General features: G+C 46.8%; 18 protein-coding genes. 11 read left to right on the plus strand and 7 right to left on the minus strand.

Annotation, left to right across the window (positions count from 1 at the left end; genetic code table 11):
• Nucleotides 1–21 precede the first annotated feature (21 nt).
• A complete protein-coding gene (locus JCM16456_RS11890) occupies nucleotides 22–1,596 on the minus strand; it encodes a hypothetical protein (protein ID WP_068714603.1) in 1,575 nt (524 codons plus the stop codon).
• A gap of 236 nt (nucleotides 1,597–1,832) precedes the next feature.
• Between JCM16456_RS11890 and JCM16456_RS11895 the strand changes: the two genes are divergently transcribed.
• The 3 genes from JCM16456_RS11895 to JCM16456_RS11905 all read left to right on the plus strand — a co-directional run bounded on the left by JCM16456_RS11895 (nucleotide 1,833) and on the right by JCM16456_RS11905 (nucleotide 9,528).
• Nucleotides 1,833–3,104, plus strand: coding sequence for a pectate lyase (locus JCM16456_RS11895; protein WP_068714605.1), 1,272 nt, complete (start codon nucleotides 1,833–1,835; stop codon nucleotides 3,102–3,104).
• 72 nt (nucleotides 3,105–3,176) lie between these two features.
• Nucleotides 3,177–8,333 (plus strand): AvrE-family type 3 secretion system effector, encoded by a 5,157-nt coding sequence (locus tag JCM16456_RS11900; RefSeq protein WP_068714607.1) that lies wholly within the window; start codon nucleotides 3,177–3,179, stop codon nucleotides 8,331–8,333.
• 247 nt (nucleotides 8,334–8,580) lie between these two features.
• Nucleotides 8,581–9,528 carry a transposase gene (locus tag JCM16456_RS11905; RefSeq protein WP_068714609.1) on the plus strand — a complete coding sequence of 316 codons (948 nt, stop codon included), beginning with the start codon at nucleotides 8,581–8,583 and terminating at the stop codon, nucleotides 9,526–9,528.
• On the opposite strand, the gene JCM16456_RS11910 is transcribed toward JCM16456_RS11905, so the two are convergent.
• From JCM16456_RS11910 to JCM16456_RS11935, 6 genes are all read right to left on the minus strand, one after another.
• A complete protein-coding gene (locus tag JCM16456_RS11910; RefSeq protein ID WP_068714611.1) occupies nucleotides 9,518–10,174 on the minus strand; it encodes an HrpE/YscL family type III secretion apparatus protein in 657 nt (218 codons plus the stop codon). The genes JCM16456_RS11905 and JCM16456_RS11910 overlap by 11 nt on opposite strands.
• A gap of 25 nt (nucleotides 10,175–10,199) precedes the next feature.
• Entirely contained in the window at nucleotides 10,200–10,943 is a 744-nt protein-coding gene (locus JCM16456_RS11915; protein ID WP_068714613.1) for a hypothetical protein, read from the minus strand.
• A gap of 8 nt (nucleotides 10,944–10,951) precedes the next feature.
• The gene (gene sctJ, locus JCM16456_RS11920; protein WP_068714615.1) at nucleotides 10,952–11,731 is read right to left on the minus strand and encodes a type III secretion system inner membrane ring lipoprotein SctJ; all 780 of its coding nucleotides are present in this window, start codon (nucleotides 11,729–11,731) and stop codon (nucleotides 10,952–10,954) included.
• A 13-nt stretch (nucleotides 11,732–11,744) separates the two neighbouring features.
• Nucleotides 11,745–12,125 (minus strand): type III secretion system inner rod subunit SctI, encoded by a 381-nt coding sequence (gene sctI, locus JCM16456_RS11925; RefSeq protein ID WP_068714617.1) that lies wholly within the window; start codon nucleotides 12,123–12,125, stop codon nucleotides 11,745–11,747.
• A gap of 68 nt (nucleotides 12,126–12,193) precedes the next feature.
• On the minus strand, nucleotides 12,194–13,132 hold the full coding sequence (locus tag JCM16456_RS11930; RefSeq protein ID WP_068714619.1) for a hypothetical protein: 939 nt from the start codon (nucleotides 13,130–13,132) through the stop codon (nucleotides 12,194–12,196).
• 86 nt (nucleotides 13,133–13,218) lie between these two features.
• Nucleotides 13,219–13,440, minus strand: a complete 222-nt coding sequence (locus JCM16456_RS11935; RefSeq protein WP_197655205.1) for a hypothetical protein — start codon at nucleotides 13,438–13,440, stop codon at nucleotides 13,219–13,221.
• A gap of 359 nt (nucleotides 13,441–13,799) precedes the next feature.
• On the opposite strand from JCM16456_RS11935, the gene JCM16456_RS11940 reads away from it, so the two are divergent.
• From JCM16456_RS11940 to JCM16456_RS11975, 8 genes are all read left to right on the plus strand, one after another.
• Nucleotides 13,800–14,129, plus strand: a complete 330-nt coding sequence (locus JCM16456_RS11940; RefSeq protein WP_068714621.1) for a hypothetical protein — start codon at nucleotides 13,800–13,802, stop codon at nucleotides 14,127–14,129.
• Between the two features lie 147 nt (nucleotides 14,130–14,276).
• Complete coding sequence (locus tag JCM16456_RS11945; protein WP_068714623.1) at nucleotides 14,277–16,163, plus strand: PAS domain-containing sensor histidine kinase; 1,887 nt, start codon at nucleotides 14,277–14,279, stop codon at nucleotides 16,161–16,163.
• Nucleotides 16,163–16,807 carry a response regulator transcription factor gene (locus tag JCM16456_RS11950; protein ID WP_068714624.1) on the plus strand — a complete coding sequence of 215 codons (645 nt, stop codon included), beginning with the start codon at nucleotides 16,163–16,165 and terminating at the stop codon, nucleotides 16,805–16,807. The genes JCM16456_RS11945 and JCM16456_RS11950 overlap by 1 nt, the downstream gene beginning before the upstream one ends.
• Before the next feature lie 190 nt (nucleotides 16,808–16,997).
• A complete protein-coding gene (locus tag JCM16456_RS11955; RefSeq protein WP_068714625.1) occupies nucleotides 16,998–17,855 on the plus strand; it encodes a hypothetical protein in 858 nt (285 codons plus the stop codon).
• A gap of 61 nt (nucleotides 17,856–17,916) precedes the next feature.
• Nucleotides 17,917–18,240 carry a hypothetical protein gene (locus JCM16456_RS11960; RefSeq protein WP_068714627.1) on the plus strand — a complete coding sequence of 108 codons (324 nt, stop codon included), beginning with the start codon at nucleotides 17,917–17,919 and terminating at the stop codon, nucleotides 18,238–18,240.
• Nucleotides 18,241–18,417: 177 nt separating this feature from the next.
• Nucleotides 18,418–19,530: a type III secretion system gatekeeper subunit SctW gene (sctW, locus tag JCM16456_RS11965; protein WP_068714629.1), complete on the plus strand. Its 1,113-nt coding sequence runs from the start codon at nucleotides 18,418–18,420 to the stop codon at nucleotides 19,528–19,530.
• Nucleotides 19,527–21,614 carry a type III secretion system export apparatus subunit SctV gene (gene sctV / locus JCM16456_RS11970; protein WP_068714632.1) on the plus strand — a complete coding sequence of 696 codons (2,088 nt, stop codon included), beginning with the start codon at nucleotides 19,527–19,529 and terminating at the stop codon, nucleotides 21,612–21,614. The genes sctW and sctV overlap by 4 nt, the downstream gene beginning before the upstream one ends.
• Nucleotides 21,604–22,740 carry a GGDEF domain-containing protein gene (locus JCM16456_RS11975; RefSeq protein ID WP_068714634.1) on the plus strand — a complete coding sequence of 379 codons (1,137 nt, stop codon included), beginning with the start codon at nucleotides 21,604–21,606 and terminating at the stop codon, nucleotides 22,738–22,740. The genes sctV and JCM16456_RS11975 overlap by 11 nt, the downstream gene beginning before the upstream one ends.
• Nucleotides 22,741–22,768 lie beyond the last annotated feature (28 nt).

The following is a 22,768-nucleotide window of genomic DNA, read 5'->3' on the forward strand; positions in this document are numbered from 1 at the left end:
CGTCGGGGGATGTTTTGCCCGTTACTCACTCATATAACGAGCAATGGTTTTGTACATATCATCTATCAGCTCACCGGTTTTACCGCGATTTAAGATAAGAGGTGAACTGTCACAAAGCTGGTCATGCATACTGTCTGCCTCTTGGGTCAAATTAAGCATCTGCTGAGGAGTGTCACTGTCCATTAAATCTTTCATCAAACTATCGATTATCAGCGCCTTGCCGCCAGCAACTCGTGAATCGAGATTAAACCAACTGTCGGCTTTCTGCTTTATCTCATCCACTCTGTCTTGAAAACTTTGCTGTAAACCCACTTTCAAATGGCTCAATTTTAGGTCATCAACACCACGTAATACGGTCGCTTGGAGCTTATCTTGCGGAGACAACTGTTCACTGGCATGTGCATCGGTTAAACGCTCCGTCGCTTGCTCCGTTAAAGCCAGCACCTTTTCACCTTTAGCGTCCTTGTGCCATTCCACATCAGGGCTGGCTTTAATCGCCTCTTTTACTGCGGTTTTATCGTAGTTTTTGGTCATTAAATGGTAGATATCATCTAATGCTTTAACAAAATCATCGGTGGGTAAAGCGCCAGCAGAGTGAGGATTAACCGAGACACTCAAGGTTTTATCTTTGTTGATACCCACTTCAAATAGTCGACCATATTGGTTTTCAATTCGCTGCTTCACATGCTGACTAAACTCAGCAGGTGTTTTGACATCCACACCCATCTTTTTCAAAAGCTTACTGTGTTTGGCGAGAAAGCCTTTCGCACCATGTCCTCTCGCATCTAACGTGGCTTGATTGAAACCTTCCACCGCACTGCCGAGCATTTGCGTAATATCTTGCTGCAACGCGGCTTCTGACATCGCCCCATCAAGACGGTGATCGAGAGTTGCTTTACGTTGCGCTAAAAAGTGAATCACCTCTGGTGAAGACTTGTTCAACGTGTGCGCCATGCTGCCCATCTGATCTTTCACATACTTAGATAACAGCGACAAACTGTCCATATTATTGACCAGTGGAAGAATCTGTTTCGGCTTATCCATCAGCAGCGCCACCACATTACGCTCACACAACACATCGTGTTTGGCGTATTGCGCCATGGCTTTAATGTCAGTGAAACTGTTGCGATTATCTGGCGTACCTTTGCCTTCCAATAGCATCGGCGCCATCTGCTCCAATTGCGCTAGGGACTCAGAAAACTCTTTTCTTTGCAGATTTTGCTGGTGGGAAAACGGCTCGCCTCGCTGCTCAAGACTTTTCACTATCGCGGCAAAATCCTTAAACAAGGTCATGTGCACCTTAAACTTCTGCTGATATTCAGCGTTCAGAATCGGCGTCGACTTGGCAGCTTGGTTAGTGCGAACGTCGCCACTTCGGGTGGTTTTCGCCTCCGCTTGTTGGTTGAGTTGATACGCCACTCGCTCACCACGAAAACGCGCCATCATGCGATCAATCGGACTTAGTTTGGCTTTTAAATGGGTCGGATCAGCCTCGTTTGACGAAGAAGAGGCGGTCTTACGGGCAGAAGATGAAGCATCGGCGACGTCATAAACTTGAGAAGCCGCTGAGGAATGAATTGAATGAATAGGACTCATGCGAGAAACTCCTTTTTCTCCATTTTGTATAAACTTGTTGCATATGGTTCCACGCGCCAATTTATTACTCTTCACGCCACCAGATTGGGAACTAATGAGCACTGCCTAACCACACAATGGGCACATCGCACTTTGGAAGAAACCCGTACCTTGAACACCATTTCTTGGACTGAATCAAACGTCTGGGATCACCAAATAAGATGACATTTACTCTCTAGCCCAAAGGAACTTACTTCATGATTAACTTAGGTATTCGATTATCCGACTCATCGGACTGGCAACAAAGCTCCGCACTTGGCAACAACTCCATCGATAAGGGGACAGGCACTTCAAGCTCTACTTCCAACGATATGGGGACAGGCACCTCAGGCAGCCAAGATACCACCACAAAATTGCTCGCTATGCTCATCATGGCTGCACTGGAAATGATGAAACAAAGCAACTCTTCAAGCGATAACGGGACAGGCACTTCATCATCAGATCCGTTCTCTAGCAAATCGTCTACCGACAACACCATGCAGCAGCTCACCAATAGCCTATTGAACGGTTCGATGTCTGATAGCAGCAACGGTGGCGGTCAGCTATCTCAAGCCAGTTCACCACTCACTCAAGAAGTGGGCAAAATGATGGATACCCAACCAGAAACCTTCTCCTCGCCTGCTGCTTTAGCAAGCACTGGTGGTAATGGCGAAAGTGCGGGAGCCAGCGATGTGGGGACAGGCACCACAAGCCTTGGTGATACAGGCTCTAAAAACAGTGACTTAGGCGGTAACGTTCTGGGGACAGGCACTTCAAATAACTCTGCAACAACAAACTCCACTTCCCTAGGCGGAACCTCTGATACCTCAACTGCTGATGTGGGGACAGACACTGCAACGCAAGCCAACAACACCAGTAACTCCGCAGTTAATATGTTCCCTACCGCATCGAGCAGCCCTAACGTCGTAGATGAAACGATTGTGGTGAAAGCGGGCGAAACCTTTGATGGTAAAGGACAAACCTTTACCGCCAGTAGCAAGCTAGGTAAAGGCGACCAAGCCGAAGACCAAAAACCACTGTTTGTGCTTGAAGATGGAGCAACGTTGAAAAACGTGGTGATTGGCGATAATGGCGCTGACGGGGTTCACACCAAAGGCGATGCCACCGTCGATAACGTGCACTGGACCAATGTAGGTGAAGATGCTCTTACCATGAAAAAAAGTGGCGATGTAACGATTCAAAATAGCAGTGCGAAAGGCGCTGATGACAAGATCTTCCAATTGAACGCCGCAGGCTCTTTAACTCTCGATAACGTGCAAGCTGATGACTTTGGCAAGCTAGTGAGAACCAATGGCGGACAACAAGCCGATTGGGAAATCAATTTGAATAATGTGAAAGCCTCTAACGGTCACAACGCATTGGTTCAAAGTGACAGTAATACCGTCAAAGTGAATGCCACTAACGTCAGCACTGACAACGTCAAAGGCATGTACAAACTTCCTGAATCAGGCCAACTCAATATCGCTTAATCCAAGCAGCCTCTGATCCCTGTCAGAGGCTTTCTCCCTTCAGTCACACGTTTCATTTACACGAGATAGCTTATGAAGATCAATAACTCCGCCCAGTTAGATATTGCGGCACTACAGGCAACACAAGCCGCTGCCCACGACTCCCCCAGACCCGATTTACAACTGGTACAAAAATCAGCCACATCGCAACACGGACAGGTGAGTACCCTCGCCAGTGAGGGTAAACAGGCACCAATTCCCAAAAACTTAAGTCAGCAAACTGCCGCACCTGATGGTCAGCCGCTTGCCAAGCAAGCGCAAAAACCACGCACGTCATTACAAGACCTATTTAAAGCAGCTTCGTCAAAATCAGCATCAAGTTCATCAACACCCGAGAACAACGCTTCAACGAAAACCATCAAACAAGAAGCGACTGTCACGAGCAACGCGAAGCGTCCCAGCCTGCAAGCGCTTTTTGCGGCCGATAAAAGTCATGCAACTCATCATGCGAACGAAAGCTCTGCCGCCAACGCTGCGAATAAAACCACTCACACTCAATCCGCAACCAAACCTGTCGCAGCCGATGTTCTCGCCGCTCCCCAACTTAAACTCGCTCAGGGAAAATTAAGCATCGGGGAACAAACCGCTCCGGGTGTATCAACGCTTCTTTCCCACACTTTAGGTAAGCCGCAGCAAAACTATTTAGCGCACCACACAAAAGATGAGGGCGCTCAGCAGTGGCTACAAGACAAAAAAGGTCGCGTGATTTTCTTAGCAACAGATACTCAATCTAACTTGGTTGGTCTGCATCGCAGTTCATCGCTGCCTAACCCATCACTGAAACTCGATGGTCACACACTCGAAAAGCAACATACCCCATCAAGCAATGTAATGAGCCAGCTAACCGGTATCCATAAAGACAAAGAGGGCAGCCTGTGGCGAGTGCATCGCGATAAATTATTCTCGATTGGTGAACATGGCACTTGGCAACAAACCGATAAGAACGTGAGTAAATTGACGAGCCAAGCCAGCGGTGACGTTTATGGCATCGAAGATAAAAAGCAGCTCACTCTTCTCGGTCAATCCTCCTTACCTAAATCAGAAGAGAATATCGATGGCTACAGTGTCAATGAAAAAGGCAATATTGCCCTGCTTTTCAAAGGAGATGATGAAAAAAATAAGCCCGGCAGCATCGAACTCTACTCTTCGATCTCAGATACCGCAGACAAGGCTCAATCGCTGTCGGTACATTTAGCTAACGCAGTGGAAACCGATGGTGAGACACCGCCACTCCATTTAGAGTCGATTGGTATTGATAACCAGCATCTGTTTGCCATCGATAAAGAAAACCGTCTGCTCAAGGCTGATTTGCCTAAAGCCGATCAATCACGCCTTGAACTCAGCGAAATCACTCCAGAACATCTGCATCAAGCACTGGGTAAAGACATCAAGTTAGAAGGCTTTCTGCATAGCGACGACGGTGCAATTGGCTTACTCGTCAAAGATAACCACGGCCAGCAGCATAGCTGTCCGATGGACAGCGCCAAGAATCACTTCACCACTGGCTGGAACCTATCTGATGTATTACACGTCGATAATACTCAAGGGTTGAGTCACGTAGATAACCAAACACTCGATGTGCAAGACTTTGGTAAACAAGGCAAATTAGCCCTGCATGAGCAAACCCTTTACGCCAAAGATCCCCACACTCAAACTTGGCGTGAACAAGCAAAAGATATTGATGCGCTTCAACGCGGCAATGATGGCCAAGCCTATGCGTTACAAAACGGCAAGCTGAAGAAAATCACACTGAGTGAAAAATCTGACGCGATTAGCTTTGGTGACAACAACTTATTCACTCTGCATCAAACCAAAGGCAACGTCAGTTTGGGAGATGGACCTAAAGGTTTACCAGAAGGTAAGTTAACCGCAGCAGCCGTGATTAACGCCAATCAACACGTGGTACTAAAAGAGGATGGTGACCTCGTTCATACTCATCTTCATTCAGGCACATCGCAGGCCGTGCAGCCAAGTTCGACCCTGTCACAAAAAGGGATTGAAGGTAAAATTGCCCAGCTTTCTGTCGATAAAGATCAGCATTTATATGCCCTAACCGACCAAGGCGACCTATTCCGTTTGGATAAAGATCAGTGGCAAAACAAACTTCGTCCAGATGAGCAAGCAACATGGCAGAAAGTCTCCGTACCGCAAGGTGAAGAAGGCAGTAAGATTCATCAACTGAGTGTCGACGATAAGCGCAATATCACCCTCACGAATGACAAACACCAGTCACTCTCTTTAGGTCAAGATAACTGGTCGCAAGGTCATACAGAACCGCACGCCTCAGGGATAAGCCAACGCGATCAGCTGTTTGCTCGCTTGTCACAAGCCACTAAAGGAACGCGTCTCACCGAACACGGAACACAAATCAACGTGACAGCGCAAATGGGCGGCATGTCAGGTGCAGAAGGTGGGCAAATCAATAGCAAATGGACTTCCCGTCTTAAAGCTCACGTGTTTAAACCGTCGCTAGAGGTGCCTCGACCACTACAAACCTTAGGGCATTCCGTGCAACATAAATGGCAAGGCCGCGAAGGATTAAAAGAGCTTTATCAACAGCAACATTCGCTCTATACCGAACTGGAAGCACAGCACAAACAGTTACCCACAGTGGTGAAGCCAGCGCTACAAGGAGCTGACCTTAAAAGTCGTTTAGAAAAACTCGATCTGGGTGAAAAAGGCCATGCTTTGAAAGCGGCGATGGAGAATTTACGTGAGCAAGTTGAGACCAGCGCTGAACATCAATTAACTGCATTGGGTAAACATCAAGGCATCATAGATAAAGAAGGCGCGTTGAAGTTTGACTATAAACCGTCGTCAACGAAAGCGGCGGTACAAACACTTAACCCCAATCGCTCCGGTCATAATCTCAGTAATGAATTACTGAATTTGTGGAAACACACGCCCTCATCTCCCGAATCGGTACCAGGAAAAATGCTAACCTCATTTTCCGCATTAAAGCTTGATATGAGCCATGAGAAAACCAATGTGCCATTGGGTCGACAACGCGATCCCAACGACAAAATGAGTTTGGTGAAATCACGCTTGGTGCTGGATACCCTCACGATGCGCAAGCTCGACACGCTTCTAACCAAAGCCGAATCGATAGCCACCGATGTGGGGACAGGCACTTCAAGTAAAGCGCCATCATCTGCTGAAGGCCTATCTACCACCGATGTGGGGACAGGCACTTCAAGTAAAGCGCCGTCATCTGCTGAAGGCCAATCGACTGAAGGAACTGGTGCTGAAAGGACAGGCACTCTTAAGGGGACAGACGCTTTAAGCTCGCTCGAAAAAGAGTTTATGCAGTTAGCGAATCAAGGCTATGAGCAAACCCCAGTGAAAAAGGCCAGCGACCAAGGTTTACGTAGCAACAAAGAGGCAGAAGCCGCTTATGATGCGACCAAGTACTTTATCGGTGCCATGCATGATAAAGATAACGGGGTGAACGTCATTACGCGTTCCGCCCTAAAAGCAAATGATCAAACGGAACTCAATCATCAACTTAAAGCGTTGCTGCATTCAATGAAACCGTCTGACGACGTCAACATGACTCGCGGTTACAGCGTCGATGCGTCTGTCACCTTCATTCCGACACCATTAATGGGCCATGCGGTTAATATGTTCCCGACCGCAGGGGTGAGTGAAAAACGTAACTATACCTTGGATTTCAACGGTCAAGACGACGGCGTTCAAGTCACCATCAGCGGTAACTTAGGGCCTTCTGCTTCTGGCACATTTGGTATCAGTAAAAACGCACTACCGCATATGTTGGACAAGTCTCCGGCCGATCTTAAAACCTCCCTTAATAATGGCAATCAAACGTTAACCCCTGACATCATGGCGGGCGCGGGGTTAACCGCCAACATGAGTAAAGTGGAAGATCACCAGCTAACGTTTGGCTTAAAGGGACATGATATCGACCAGTTTATTGATGGCCTTACTTCAGGCAAATTGACCGTACAAGATCTCGTTAGCAAAGGGCAAGAGCATGCAAACACTCATGGTACAAAGACCAGCTTTAGCCTTGATTTAGGTCTAAACATCAATGGTCGTCTTGGTTTGGCATTGAACAAAAAAGGCAGCGACCCTAGCGCCTTTATGCGGGCCAGTGCAGGCGTCAATGCTGGGATTAACCTCGCAAGTGCTAACAAAGACTCTTACCAATCACACAGCATTGATACCGCCAAAGTGAACGTGGCAACTAAGCACGGTTTACTTAACACCGCCACCGCAGGGGCAGGTTTCGACATCACTGCAGGGATAAGCCACAAGGATAAAAATGGCCTATTGCCGGCTACCAGCAAAATCGCTGCTAGCGTGACAGCCGCAATTGATAACTCGGTAAAAGTGAAAGGAGAACTCAAAACCAAACACGCAGATCCTGTGACCAAAGAGACGCTGGATGGCCTGCGCGATACCTTAAGCGGCGCGTTCCCTGACGCCAAAAGCCAAAAAGTGCTGAAAGATGCGAAAGAGATAAGTGAACCAGAGAAACAATTAAGTTCACTGCAAGAGCATTTTGGTCAAAGCGAAGCGAATAACGATGGTCAGCATTCAGCGCTTAACGAACTGCACAAAGTGAATATTCAACAGCAAGCGGTTCAAAATAAAGGTGATATTATCAGTGACACCAAAATGGTAGTGACCAATTCCAACCCAGCCCATTTGGACAAACTGGGGATGGTCGATTTTCTAACATCACTTGTCGCGCCATCACATCGTCATGATCTGACCGAGCAAATTCACGCGATGATGCAGCAAGACCCTAACTTTGCATCGGTATTGGATAAGGCTCGCACTAATCCAAACACACATGCTGGTATTACACTTGAGCTGAAAGACGATGTGCGTCAGAAGCTAGAAAAAGAGTTTGTGTCAGGAAAAGTCTCTTTGAACGAAGTGAAAGCTGCGTTGGAAAATCCGGAAAACCGCCGCATCAAATCCATTACTATCTTTGAAAAAGGACAACACAAAGAAGGATTTAGTGCACCAACCCCACTCGTGAGCGGTTCAAGTACCGCCAATATTTACATGGAGCGAGATGCAGGCAGCATCGCATTTAAATATGGCACAGACCAAAAGACACCGCGAACGTACACCATCGGTGGGCAAGCCGCTGTCGACCAACCCCAGATCGTCAAAGCCATGACTGATCTTAAACTGCAAGGTATGGACGTCAAAGCCTAAACAGCATAAGCCTCTGGTCTCCAGAGGCTTTTTTCGTTGCTCGATAACCGTTAATTATAAGGACAGGTAATTATAAGGACAGGCATTTCAAGCAGGCTCTTCAGCAAGTGTTTTTTTGAGGAGATGCCTTGAGAGGACAGGCACGCCAATTCCTTGAACTCACTCGCACCAAAGTCGCACCACACTCGCCTTAAGCGTTCATTATTTGCACACTCAATATCAAGCCAATTTCAACGAGTATGTATTTATGACCATCGCTAGACGCCAGCAAATCGACCTCGCGATTACACCTTATTATCACTGCGTTTCGCGTTGTGTGCGTCGCTCTTTCTTATGCGGCAGAGATCCACTCACCAATCGCTCTTATGAGCATCGCCGCAGTTGGCTTGAAAAACGCATTCACCAACTGGCTTCTATCTACTGCATTGATATTTGTGCTTATGCCGTAATGAGTAATCACTATCATCTGGTCGTTCACATCAATAAAAACAAGGCACTAGCACTTTCAGATCAAGAAATCATCGAACGTTGGTCACAGGAACACAAACTCGACCCTTTTATCACTCGCTTTCATGAGTTGAAACAGCCCAACAGCCTTGTTATTGAGCAATATCATAAAATTATCGAAAAATGGCGAGAGCGGCTTTATTCACTAAGTTGGATGATGAAGGAACTCAATATGAGCATCGCCTGTTGGGCCAATAAGGAAGATGAATGCACCGGGCACTTTTGGGAAGGGCGTTATAAATCTCAGTCGTTGCTTGATGAAAAAGCACTGTTAGCCGCAATGACTTACGTCGATTTGAATCCAGTGCGCGCAAAAATAGCCAAAACTCCTGAAGAAGCAGAGCACACCTCGCTAAAACTGCGGATTGACGCCTTAAAGAAAAACCAACCAACACCCGCGGCACTCTTGCCTTTCGTCGGTATCCAAGAACAAGTGCAAGGCTTGCCATTTCGTCTTATCGATTATCTCGAATGGGTAAATTGGATAGCTAACACAACAGCTCAACCGCCATCATCTTTCGACTCCAAACCCATTATGGTGCAACACTTAGAGCTTGAAGACAGCGAATTTTTCACCACCTGTACTCAGATAGAAAAACATCGCTGTTTATGGGTAGGAACTCCAGATAACTTACGAAGTGCCAAAGCCAGTTTAAACAAGCAGCGTATTCAAGGCGTTAGAGTGTAGATGTTTCATCAATCTCTTCAGTCTCCGGTTCAACCAAAGACAGTAAACACTGTTCGATAGATGCCCACTGACAGTCAAACACGCCTCCTGCGGTATCCAGTCGCACCTGCAAATTAGACAAGCGGCTATCCTCTTTGACTTGCCATGGCAAGTCCTCTCTTTGAGCCAGCAGAGATTGTGCTTGAGCAACAATATCAGAGCTACAATACATAGTCCCTTGTGAATAGTGCTTTTGGGTTGCCATGATCTTTTCCATCATCAAGCTGAGTTTTTCTTGGTTCGATGCTTGTTTACACCAAGAATTTAATATCTGATTCAGTACATTCGAACAATGCTGCTCAATACTTTCCCACATCAGCGCTTCGCTCTCTTTGAGCTGATTTAACCATTCACTACTCTGCTGCCAAGTCTGCTGCTCTATTGATTGAGTCAGTTCTTGTGCCTCAACTTTGGCTTGTTCTTTGGCATCGGCTATCAATTGTTCACATTGATTTTGAGTTTCTTCAAGGCGTTGTGTTGCCAAATCATTCGCTTCATCTAGCACCTTTTGCGCCGAAAAGAGCAAGTTAAAATCATCAGCCTTAAACCATCCGTTGAAGTGTCTGTCCTCACAAAGAGGAAGTGAGATATGTCGTTTGACGAACATGGTTAGATCCTTTCAAAAATAGTCGCTACTGGGATTGCTCGGCCCGCCAAAGTACGCTTTGCCATAACTGATTGATTCGATTGCGCGGTAAAGGCTCATTCGCCAATAAATCAACCTCTTGAACCACTGAGTGTGGGAACAATAACCTAAAGCGTTGCCAAACCTCGGGGGGCATAAATTGCTTTAATACTCCACAAAGCAACACTTGAGAATCAGCAACCAAGAAGCTCTCACTTAGCCAACTTCCCGGACGTAGCGCTTTAGCCAAATGGCGACACCATTCTTTATCACGCGCCACTAACTGGGCATCACATGCGCCTTTACGAACGATTTCAGCAAGAAGTAATGCGGCTAGATTTTGACACTCTGGAGAAAGCTTCATCCAGCGTAACGTCTGTTCATCAGGCTTGGGCATAGCGCAATCATCTAACTCAAGCCAAGCGCGTAAAAACCTTGGTGCAACAGTCCCAACCAACTCAAGTGACTCTATTGGCAGGATTTTTAGCCAACTCTCGTTCAGATGTTGCCATGGGCGATACCAAAACTCAGACCAAAATGGTAAGTCGTTAGCGTGCCTGTCCTTGTAAGAAATAGCCTCAGGCGAAAAACTTTCCTCATTCGTGAACGCTTGAGTTAGAGTGCCTGTCCTTTCAAGAACAGCTTCTGAAGCCATTGAGGTGCCTGTCCCTTCAAGTGTCCCTTCAAGTGTCCCTTCAAGTGTCCCTTCAAGGGAATCTGCCATATCGTGGGTTGGAGTGTCTGTCCCCATAAGGTTGGTCATGATTGTGGTGTTTGGGTTGGGTTAGTTTTGGGCTGGCGGTGGAAAAGTGCCGCGCGCCATTCGGGTTTGAGCCATAAGACCAGCGCACAAATCAGTACTATAAAACTCACAATTGCCCCAATAAACAAGGTTTGCCAATAGGAGACTTGGCGCTCATCAAGCAAAAATGGGCCCCAATTCACTAAGCGTTGCTGTTCGTGATATTCCGCCGCAGGCACAAAAATCACACTCAGCTCATCAGGATTATCCGAAAGCCCGGGAATACTGGTGCGCACCAAACGCAAAATTCTTGGTCGAATCACATCCGGGTCCAGCCCTTGGCGATGCTTGATAAACACGGAAGCCGAGGCAGGTTGAACTGGCTCGCCAGGAGCCACTCGCTCCGGCAGCACCACATGTACCCGCGCCACGACCACACCATCAATTTGCGAAATGGTCGATTCAAGTTCTTGAGATAAAGCGTAAATATAACGAGCTCGCTCTTCTAAAGGAGAAGAGATGACCCCCTCTTTCTTAAACACATCACCAAGGGTAGAGCGTGCTTTTTTCGGAAGACCCGCCGCATCCAGAATCCGCACCGCTCGCGCCATATCCTCTGCATCAACTGAAACCGTAATCCCCTCTTTAGAAAGCGTTTTTTCTGCTTGGATATGGCGATACGCCAATTCTGCGATCACCTCATTGGCATCTTTTTCACTAAGATTACGGTGTAATTCGACACTCTGCTGACAGCCAGCCAAAACGAAGACGAACAAGACAATCCACCAGCGATACATGAACGATTCCTTATTACTGCAAATTGGTAAGTTTTTCGATAGCTTGAGTCCCTTTACTGATCAACTTGGTGGTCAGTAGACTCTCTAGATAGAACGATGACAAGGCTCGGTTCGCCTGAATCACATCTTGAGGGTTACTCGAATCCGCAGCCTTACGCAGTGCTCGGTCGGCGTTATCAGACAACTGTTGTAAATGCTGAGAAGAACCCGATAGCTGGCCCACAATGCGTTCCGCCACATTGGCATTAGGTTGGCTAGGGGTAACCTTAAGTTGAGCACTAAACCAATTCACATCATCAGAACTGGGGCCATGACCATCAAGGGATAATTTAGGTGAATTGTCTGGGGTGATTTCTGTAGATGTACGTACCGATTGGATAGCATCAAATGACATGAGTTCCTCTCCTAGGCTCATGGATAAAGCAGGTTGGATGAGGCCTAACCTGCTCATCCTGTATCGTTTTACTGAGACACTTTGTACAGTGCGTCACTCATAATGGCGTTACATAACATCATGCCATCGGAATCCAACTGAGAATTCCCCATGCTTTTGCCATCCATCAAATCTTTTATGTCTTGCATTGCATCTTTAAAGTGACCAATTTCTTCGCTATTGAAATCTTTACGTTTTTCAATGCGATTTGCCCAGCCACCTCGTGGCGGTTCGCCATAGGTTTCAGGGTGTTGATCCATGAACTTACCAATTTCTTTGGCCAGATCTTTATCTTCACGACCAAATTTAAAACGTCCATGACGCTCAATAATGTTCAATCCATCAATCGCAGTATGGCCAACATGTGCAGCGAAATCGCCTCCCATAGAGAAGCCCGACTCTGTCGCCGCCCCTTGACCGTTGCAACATTGCTGACCACCACCAATATTGGAAGATGAGCCAAAACCAGCCGCACCAAAGCCTGATGAACCGAAATCGTTTTGTTTAAACCCACCGAGCGAGCCACCAAAACCATTAGAATTTGCAGAACCACCGGTCATGATACTGGCGTAAGTACCATCCATGATGCTATTCAGAGCATCTTTAATGCCTTGTTTAAACTGGTTAAACTCGTCAGCATTAAGACCATTGTCTTCTTTAAGCTCTTTCTTCCAGTGGTCTTTGCCACCGAAATCTCCATTAGGGCCTGCGTATTTTTCGCTTTGTTTATCCATAAAGCTGGCAACCATATCCATGATTGGATTGTCACCCGAATCATCAAAAGTCGCGCCGTTATCATTTTTTTTAAACAGCATATCGATAAGCAAGTCAGCCATGGTGTCAGCAATGCTGCTGCCGCTAGAACCGAAGTTCATCGCCGGAGAACGGCCACCACCAGAATTTAGTGCGCCCATTTGGCCAAAGCCTTGTGAACTACTGATCGAAATCGTTAGCGTTGCGTTGATCATAAATTCCTCCTTGAGGAGTTACGTTTATTCATAATGAACTCAAAATAAATGGCGACACGTAGTCGCCATAGAGCCAATCCGATGGATTAGTAGTTGATTGCTTTACCGCTTTGGGTTGCTGCGTTGTTGGCTTTGTTTGCCGAGTCAACGTAACCGTTCATGATACTGTTTACTGTGTCAGCTTGCATTTTTTGTGATTGTGCAGCTGCGTTCATCATAGTTGTTTGTGCTGAAGTTTGATCCAACATTGCCAATGCTGATTGAGAAGCCGCTAGACCTGCACCACCCATTCCACTTAATAAACTCATGGTATATTCCTTATATATTCGCTAATGACACTCTAAAAATTGGTAACAATCTGTTTTTCAATGCAATAGAGCTTAAGAGTTTGTTTATAAGACATACCCGATGCATGTCTCGCAGATTAAGTGGCACTCAACTCAACCCAGTTCCGAATCCGTGCAAAAAAATCTCAACAACACATATTATTTTCCTGTTGATGGTGCGTATCCGGCGCCAAATATCGTCCGTCACTTTCGCACCAAAGCCACGATGGAACTAAAGTGAACTATCGTCCACTCAGGCCTTGCTTTAACACTCAATAAGTTGTTTTAACACTCAATAAGTTGCTTTAACACTCGATAAATTGATGAACAAGGAGATGGACATGCCTTTTACGGTGTCAAATAACGAACAGACGATGAATAGCCTTTATAACAACGACACACATTCCTCCCATTCAGGGAACAATGCGGGCACTTCCAGTGATGAGTTGCTTGAGCAGTTGGGACAGCGGGCAAGCGAAATGCAGCAACAAAATATGCAAGCCTTACAAGTGACGGACAGAGCCATCGCGCAATCTGTGATACAACAGAGCCTAGCGCAGTCAGAAAAAGCGTTCGTCGATACTGCTAACACCATCGCCAATGGCTATGTGGACTCAGCGAACAAGGCAAATAATGCAAATACGCAATCGGGTAAAGGAATCAACTTCTAACCTATTGATTTTTCAAGCCCGGAAATTTCGGGCTATTTTCTCACCTCATTTTCCTGCATGCTGACGGTATAATGCTTAAGTCACAGACAAGCAAATATTAACTTTTTAAAAAGAAATTCAATAACTTATATTGTTTATTTGGGTATTATGGACAAATTAACTCCCGATTTTTACCACCAATCTGAAGTCGACGTTTTGCGCCACGAAAATGCACTGCTAAAAACCTTGATTGAAGAAACCTACGACCCTGCAATTGTGGTAATCGACCCTCACGACGACTTTCATTTTACTTTCGTCAACCAAGCTACCTGTCGCCTGTTTCAGCTCAGTAAACCTCAGCTTTACCAGCGACAGCCATGGCACCTTAATCCTGCTTGTAATCGCTCGCGATTAACCAAGATGAAAGAAGAGTTACACCGACACAAAAGCCTTAGTTATGAGATATATTTTTATCCTGATAATGCCCCACCCCGTCTGATACACATCATTGCCAACGATTTTGTTTACCAAGACACCCATAAAATCATCGCCTATTTACGGGATATTACTGACGAAAAACAAGCAGAGCAGGCCCATCGTGACCGCGAACTGAGCTCACAAACTCGTTTGATAGAAAGGGAATATAAAAAAGTGTTCGCTCACATGGACGACAACATCATGTTGCTTGATGTGACAGACGACCACCAACTGCGTATCGCCGATCTGAACCAGTCAGCCAAGCACACCTTGGGACAACACGCAGACTCCTGTATCGGTTCTTATTTAGAATCCGTCATGCCGATTCAAAATCTCACCCAATTAGAGACCCTCAAATATCAAAGTATCCATGACCAAACGACGACCCATCTGGAGAACATCTTTTGCTATCGAGATAGTCGCTATTACGATGTCACAATGACCCCTCTGCTTGATATCGATGGCAAGGTAAAACGCATGGTCTTTGTGAAACGAGAAGTGACCGATAAAATTTTGCGAGAAGAGGAGCGCCGCCAACGAGCGCAAGAATTTCAAATGTTGGTCGAAAACTCGACCGACACCATCGTTAGGCATGATCTAACCGGCCGGCGCATCTATGTAAACCCGACTTTTCGTCGTCTATATGGACACTACTCTGCTAGCGAGTTAATCAAGCCGCCCAAGTTCTTTCCTGGTGGAAAAGAGGGTGAACAATATCAGGAGCATATCCATACGGTTATCCGCACAGGCAAGCCTTTAGAGTTCGAGTTTCATACCTTAGTCAGCATTGAAAAGCGTTGTGCCTTGATAAGCTTGGTCCCAGAAAAAGACTCATTGGGCAATATTACCCATATCCTGGCGATAGGTCGCGATATCACTCTGCTTAAGCAATACCGCCAAGAACAAGAAATGGCGCAACAGCAACTGCGGCGCTTATCCGCCTATAACGAAAAAGTACGCGAAAATGAACGCAAATACATCGCTCGTGAGGTACATGATGAGCTGGGACAGCGCTTAACAGCCCTGAAATTTGGTATGCAAAGTCTCGCGCTTCAGCTTAAAGACAATCCTCCTATATTGCCGACCTTGACCCAACTCCACACCCATCTAAATGAGACGATCGCCTTTGCACGTAATCTTGTTTCTCGTCTGCGTCCAAGCGCTTTAGATATGGGTATGGTGGCAGCCCTCGAGTGGCTTATCGAGGATTACCGCCATCGCAACCCCAAGTGCCACTATCAACTGCGCGTCTCTCAATCCGAGATCACCTTAGATGAGGATATTGCGATCGCATTATTTCGTTTGGTGCAAGAATCTCTCAATAATGCCTACAAGCACGCCAACGCAACGCTCGTGACCATTGCTCTCAATGTCTGTGATGATCAATTGATTCTGACGGTGCGAGATAACGGCTGTGGTTTCGACCCAAACCAAACCAACCATCATGCCTCTTTTGGTTTGATTGGTATGCGTGAACGAGTGCTTGCCATGCAGGCAAAATTTGCTTTAGAGAGCGTCTTAGGGGAAGGAACCCAAATTGAAATCTGCATTCCATTAATACCACAGGAGGTCGCGTAATGAGTGTCAACTTGTTGATTGTAGATGACCACTTAATTGTTCGAGAAGGTCTCAAGCAGTTGTTATCACTTTACTCAGATTTTCACATTGTGAGTGAAGCCAGTAATGGCAATGACTTACTCGAGCAATTGCAAGAGAAACCACAATATCCCGATTTGATTACCTTGGATATTTTGATGCCCGGACTCAGTGGAACGGCGTTAATTGAGCGACTTAGAGAGGATTACCCTCACATCCCGGTTTTGGTTCTGAGCATGCACAACGAAACACAAATTATTCGTCGGGCACTATTGGCAGGGGCCAAAGGCTATCTGACCAAAGATTGCGATGCGGACACTTTAGTTGAAGCGATTCGCCGCATTGCCAACGGTGGGCGGTACTTAGAGTGTGATATTGCTGAAAAATTGGCATTTGAGCCGGCAGAAATTCTCGCCAATGAGGAAAAACACCAATCATTATCCAAACGAGAGTTTCACGTTTTTTGCTTACTCGCCAAAGGGTTATCCGTTAACGATATTGCTGAGCAACTGCATATCAGCAACAAAACCGTAAGCACCCATAAGTTTCGTTTAATGCAAAAAATGGATCTCAACAGCAACAGTGAAATTGTTCGTTATGCCCTCGCCCACAACCTTATTCAGTAATTCATAGATATACCCAAGTAACCGCATCTTGAGGTCATTTGGGTATATGGAACTAGCCATGAGATTCGACCACATAAGCAATGGAGAACGACACCCTCGCACTCTTGTGTAGGGCATCGCCAACCACCCAATGCCACAAGCCCGAAGGACTTGATGGCACAGTCAAATCTTAGAGATAGGAACATAACGGATGATGTCGTTAACAATTCAAACCGGTTCGGCCGGCGGAATGAGTGGCCTAGGCGGTCTAGGCGATATGGGTTCATCAAATTCACTCTCTGGCTCCAACTCCCTTGGACTGAGTGGACAAGATTCAGGATTACTTGGCTCACAAAGTGGTCAAAGCAATCCACTTGAGCAGTTGATCGGCATGATGGTGAAAGCCCTACTGAAAATGGTGCAAGGTGGCGAAAGTGGCGCCTCAGGCCAAGATCAGGGGACAGGCGCAAGCCAAGGTGGCCAAGGTTCCGATTTAGGTGACATGCTTAAACAACTGCTTGAGCAAATGACCCAAGGAACCCAAGGTAATAGTGGAGCATCTACCGGCCAAGGCGGCGACGGTAATAGCTCTGGTGCTCAAGGTCAAATGAGCATGGAAGAGATGATGAAACTGCTCATGATGATGATGAAACTCATGATGAACGGTTCAGACTCAAGTAGCTCAGACAGTGGCGCCGGCGCAATAGGTGGCACTGGTGGCACAGGGGGTTCTGGCGGTGCTAGTGGTCTTGGCGGCGCAAACAGCTTAGGTGGTTCAGGTTCCACCGATGGCGGTTTTTCGATGCGAGATTTGGGAAAAAGCCTCGTCGATTTGGGTAATAGTTTGATGCAAGGTTCGAGTGAAAGTGCCCTCAACAATACCATCTCACCAACTCAAGATGGCGGTGGTCAAATCGGTGATATGTTCAAAGATGTACTCAAACTGGTGGCAAAAATGATGGACAACAACAGCGGATCATTTGGGCAATCAGGATTAGGGCTAGGTGACGCGATGGGTGGAATGGGTGGCCAAAGTGGTGCTCCTTCCGTCTCACTTTCGATCGGCTGAACTCATTGAGTGAACAGGCTCTGGAGTCCAGAGCTTGTTTTTACGTGTAACAGGACCAACTATGACGCAACAAAACTCAACCACCCCACAAACATGGCTAGAGCTGATTGAAAAAGGTGACGGCTATCTTAATCCAAAGCAACGCCAAGCATTTGAACAAGCCATAGAACTTGTCATGGAACGACTCACTATCACGTTGGGGCGACATTCCACCCCTGCAGAGCAAAATGAACCTTTTGATTTTTCAACCTATATTGAACGTTTAGAAGATCGTTTCCTTGCCGATGCAGAGCAAGAGTCTGAACTTGAGCAAGATGCCGCACTCACCGCAGCTCGTGTTGTTTCTCATATTGCTCAATTAATTCAATCCCACACTCCTCACTAATTCCTCACTAGATACCTTGTCCCTGCCCACCATGTGGCAGGGCTAATCTCACCCTTCTCTGGAACTTTTTTACCCTCCGACGCCACCCATCTAAAAACCGTTGGCAAGCCGTGGTTGCTGACACCAGCCCAATGAAACGTATCGCACAACGCACTCAGTATCCGGAGCCTAAGCCCAATGAATATTCAAGCCATACCGAATACGCCACCACAACCCTTAGAGCCGATAACGCCACTCGCTGCAGCGACCAAAACGGTTGCTCCTGTCATGGTCAATCCAGCACAAGACATGGCCGACTCCATGGAAGAGATCTCGATGAGATTTAGCGAAAATGTGGAAAAAAGTACCAAGAGTCTAGCTGAACGGAGTATTAAAACTCGCTCAGAACAGCGCGTAGAAAAACTGGCAGAGCTCTACCAAATGCTGACCAGCCAAGACACCAACACATTAAATCAGGAAGTACGTAGACTTCTTGCCCTAAGCCAGCAACAGATGCAGCTTGATGATTTGCTCAAAAGTGTTGGCGGCGATCCAGCTAAAGCGGAGGTGCTGCTACAAAAAGCCTTATTGCAAGCCAAAGGCTCTCGTCCAGCCGAGCAAATTGCGCGCTTAGAACAATTGAGCCAAGAACTGCATGAACAACATGGTGCTCAGGTGATGGCTGGCCTTAACACCGCTGGTGCATTGGCTATGTTTAGCCAAGACCCCGACAATCGCCAATCGCTGCGCCAGCTTTACTATCAACATGTTGTTGGCCAAGCGTCACTCGCAACGCTTTTTGATGCCTTGTTAACCCGTTTTGATGAACACCATTTTGCTCAAGGCATTCATACTTTAATGCGGGCAATGACCGACGATTTGGCTGCGCAATTTCCATCACTACCTCGCGGGCATTTGCGAGTATTACTGCGCGATCTCACCGCAAGTCAGCAACTCACTAATATTCTCAATGGCGTACAAGCCATGCTACTTAAATTATCGGCTAAAGGCATGCTCAAAGAGATGAGCGCCGCTCGCCTTACTCGCCGACTGATCGATTTTACCCAAACCAGCCTCTACCCAAGAGAGGTAAAAACGTTAAGTAATGAAACGGTCGGAGAGAATCCTTTAGCACATGTAGTGCTGCTTAACACCCTTTATCCCCTGATTCAAAAAATGCCACTACCACTATGGAAAGACAGCAAATCCCGTCAGAGCACCCTTAATCTCATTTTGCGTTTGATGACCGAATACGCACATTACGAACGACAACAAAACGCCCAGTCAGCAGGGAGTTCTAACCCACAATGAACCAACTTTTTATTCTACTCAATCGCTTCGCTATCAGTGCGATGAAACGCTCCGAAATTGTTGGAGCCACCTTCGTTATTGCCATTGTGTTTATGATGATCATCCCCCTACCAACGGGGTTGGTAGATGTTTTGATCGCTCTGAACATCAGCCTTTCGTCCCTGTTGATTGCACTGGCGATGTATCTGCCGGGTCCTTTGGCTTTCTCCTCGTTTCCAGCCGTACTGCTGCTGACCACCATGTTTCGCTTGGCGTTATCTATCTCCACCACTCGGCTTATTTTACTTGAACAAGATGCTGGGGATATTGTTGAAGCCTTCGGTAACTTCGTGGTGGGCGGTAACTTAGCGGTCGGCTTGGTGATCTTTTTGATTTTGACCGTAGTAAACTTTTTGGTGATCACCAAAGGTTCTGAGCGCGTAGCAGAAGTAGCCGCTCGCTTTACTCTTGATGCTATGCCGGGCAAACAGATGTCCATCGACAGTGACTTACGCGCTGGCTTGCTTGAAGCTCATGAAGCCAGACATCGCCGCGAATTGCTTGCCAAAGAGAGCCAATTGTTTGGTGCTATGGACGGTGCGATGAAATTCGTGAAAGGAGACGCCATCGCTAGTTTAGTGGTTGTGTCTATTAACCTTATCGGTGGGTTTGCCGTCGGCACATTACAGCACGATATGAGCGCCAGTGACTCGATGCACCTGTACTCTGTACTGACCATCGGTGATGGTTTGATTGCACAAATCCCGGCCCTACTCATCTCCTTGACCGCTGGTATGATCATCACCCGTGTTGCCCCTGATAGCCAAGCGGTCGACGCCAATATTGGCCGTGAAATGGCCGAGCAGATCACCAGCCAACCTAAAGCGTGGATCATAGCTGCATGCGGTATGATCGGTTTTGCCCTTTTGCCAGGGATGCCTACGGTGATCTTTTTGGTGTTAGCGGGCCTGTCACTGTTGAGTGGCTTTTTCCAGCTGTTTAAAGCCAAACAGATCGCCCGTTATGAATCAATGCATCACGTTCCTGAAGGCACGCCGGCAGAATTTAATGGTGAAGAGGATGTGCGCCGCTTTAATCCGGCGCGACCTTACACTTTGCTCTTTCATCCTTGTCGTAGCCAACCCAATGATCCAATAACGGTTGAGTTGATTCGCCAAGCTCGCCGATGCCGTAACCGCATTGTGGATAAATTCGGCATTACCCTGCCTTCATTTGACATTGATTACAGCTCAGATTTGGAACCTGACGAATTTCAGTTTTGTGTTTATGAAGTTCCAACCCTACGAGCAACCTATTTAGAAAACCGTATTGCCATTCCAATAAATCAATTGAGCGAAGAAGAGTTTGCCCAAGGGGATGCCGGACGCAACGATCGCCAAGAAGAGGAATGGGTGTGGTTCGACGATAATCACCTAATCATGCAACGAGAAGATCTCGCCAAAGTGACACCATTAATGTTGGTGATTGAGCGCCTTGAGCGCCTCTTTTTTGCTACTGGACCGCAATTTATTGGCCTACAAGAAGCCAAAGCTATTTTGAGCTGGGTTGAGAATGAACAATCGGAACTGGCGCAAGAGCTGCAACGCGTTTTACCCACATCACGCTTTGCAGCGGTGTTACAACGCTTGGCTGCAGAATGTGTTCCGCTGCGTGCGATTCGCCCCATCGCCGAAGCGTTAATTGAACATGGCCAATACGAACGAGACATCGGCGCATTAACCGACTACGTTCGTATCAGCCTCAAAGCGCAAATTTGCCACCAATACACCAGCGAAACGGGTATGCATGTTTGGTTATTGACGCCAGAAGCAGAAGAATTATTGCGCGACTCCTTACGTCAAACCCAAACAGAATCATTCTTTGCTTTACCACAATCAGCAAGCCAAATATTGGTTGAACAGCTGCGCCAAGCCTTTCCGGTATTGGCTGCGCCCAAACCCGTATTGTTAGTGGCTCAAGACTTACGCCGTATTCTGCGCAACTTATTACAAGATGAATTTAATCACGTACCAGTGCTGTCGTTTACTGAACTGCAAAGCACTGCTCAAATCAACGTATTGGGACGGATATCTCTTGAAAGCTGATTCATCACACAAGCCACAACTCGCCACCAGTACGCAAATTGCTAACTGGATATCATTACAACAAGTCGCCTTGATCTTAGTGTGCATCATAGGATTAACGCTGTTCTTTACCTACACCCATGCTAAAGAGCAACGTGAAGAAGCATTACGCCACGCCAAGCTGTCGCTTAAATTGGTGCAAGACGCCTTATTAGAATCACATACTGAACCTGAAACATGGCGTTATATCGATCTGCAGCGTCCAAGTATCCAAGAACTGCTCGATCACTTAGCTAACGATCTAGACACTCGGGTATATCTTTACGTTGATGATGAACAGCGTCTAGCCCCTTCGTCTTCGGTAAGGAAAGAAGAATACTCTGCCGTTGATCTTTCAAGGAATGCCATTATCGAATTACAGATGGGGGCCACCTCTGCCTACTACACCAATAACAACACGCCTCGCTATCTACTGGCACAAGCTTTGAGTAACGACCTGTTATTAGTTGCTGATGTTCCACAGCCTAGCTGGCGTGAACGTTTTGGTGCGCCCATATACGTGCTACTCACGTGTGGCTTTATATTGACTCTATTTATTCGCCGTAGTGGACGCCGTTTAAGCCGATTATGGCGAAAACAAAGTGTCGCCCAAGCGATGATAGATCCTCTCACCATGGTGCCAAGTCGTTATGGGTTTAGTCTGCTGTCAAAAGCGTACTTTCCTCCCAATACCGCTGCTTCGCTCCCTATCGGGATACTGGTCGTTAATGTGCAGCAGTTTAATCAGTTCAATCAAAGATATAGCCCAGCATTTGCCGACAAAATATTGCAAGCAATAGCCCAATGGTTGACGCAACAGGTTGATTCTCAGCACCTGCTGTGCCGTTGGAATGGTGATGAGTTTCTGATTTTGCTCCAAGATTGCGAAGCAGAAGAAGCTCAGATTCGAGCGCAGTACATTTTGCATCACTTCAATCACGCTCCTCTTGTCATTGACGATATTCAACTCAAGGTGGATGTGCAAATTGGCGGATGTTGTGGGTACGCCCATCATTCAGCCGCTTCGTTGGTGCTTGGAGCAAACGAAGCGCTGCAAATAGCCAAAGTACAACAATCTGAGTTCATCCTTCATCACTGCGGGAACTGAATACGCCCAGTCGCCACATAGAAGATAG

The sequence above is a fragment of the Vibrio tritonius genome, from assembly GCF_001547935.1.
Taxonomy (GTDB): domain Bacteria; phylum Pseudomonadota; class Gammaproteobacteria; order Enterobacterales; family Vibrionaceae; genus Vibrio; species Vibrio tritonius.

Coding starts and splice junctions, on each gene's coding strand:
- JCM16456_RS11915 (WP_068714613.1), bottom strand. CDS start 10,943: ATGGGGACAGACACTCCAACCCACGATATGGCAGATTCCCTTGAAGGG.
- JCM16456_RS11895 (WP_068714605.1), top strand. CDS start 1,833: ATGATTAACTTAGGTATTCGATTATCCGACTCATCGGACTGGCAACAA.
- JCM16456_RS11900 (WP_068714607.1), top strand. CDS start 3,177: ATGAAGATCAATAACTCCGCCCAGTTAGATATTGCGGCACTACAGGCA.
- JCM16456_RS11955 (WP_068714625.1), top strand. CDS start 16,998: ATGATGTCGTTAACAATTCAAACCGGTTCGGCCGGCGGAATGAGTGGC.
- JCM16456_RS11960 (WP_068714627.1), top strand. CDS start 17,917: ATGACGCAACAAAACTCAACCACCCCACAAACATGGCTAGAGCTGATT.
- JCM16456_RS11905 (WP_068714609.1), top strand. CDS start 8,581: ATGACCATCGCTAGACGCCAGCAAATCGACCTCGCGATTACACCTTAT.
- JCM16456_RS11935 (WP_197655205.1), bottom strand. CDS start 13,440: ATGAGTTTATTAAGTGGAATGGGTGGTGCAGGTCTAGCGGCTTCTCAA.
- JCM16456_RS11940 (WP_068714621.1), top strand. CDS start 13,800: ATGCCTTTTACGGTGTCAAATAACGAACAGACGATGAATAGCCTTTAT.
- sctW (WP_068714629.1), top strand. CDS start 18,418: ATGAATATTCAAGCCATACCGAATACGCCACCACAACCCTTAGAGCCG.
- JCM16456_RS11910 (WP_068714611.1), bottom strand. CDS start 10,174: ATGTTCGTCAAACGACATATCTCACTTCCTCTTTGTGAGGACAGACAC.
- sctV (WP_068714632.1), top strand. CDS start 19,527: ATGAACCAACTTTTTATTCTACTCAATCGCTTCGCTATCAGTGCGATG.
- sctI (WP_068714617.1), bottom strand. CDS start 12,125: ATGTCATTTGATGCTATCCAATCGGTACGTACATCTACAGAAATCACC.
- sctJ (WP_068714615.1), bottom strand. CDS start 11,731: ATGTATCGCTGGTGGATTGTCTTGTTCGTCTTCGTTTTGGCTGGCTGT.
- JCM16456_RS11950 (WP_068714624.1), top strand. CDS start 16,163: ATGAGTGTCAACTTGTTGATTGTAGATGACCACTTAATTGTTCGAGAA.
- JCM16456_RS11945 (WP_068714623.1), top strand. CDS start 14,277: ATGGACAAATTAACTCCCGATTTTTACCACCAATCTGAAGTCGACGTT.
- JCM16456_RS11930 (WP_068714619.1), bottom strand. CDS start 13,132: ATGATCAACGCAACGCTAACGATTTCGATCAGTAGTTCACAAGGCTTT.
- JCM16456_RS11890 (WP_068714603.1), bottom strand. CDS start 1,596: ATGAGTCCTATTCATTCAATTCATTCCTCAGCGGCTTCTCAAGTTTAT.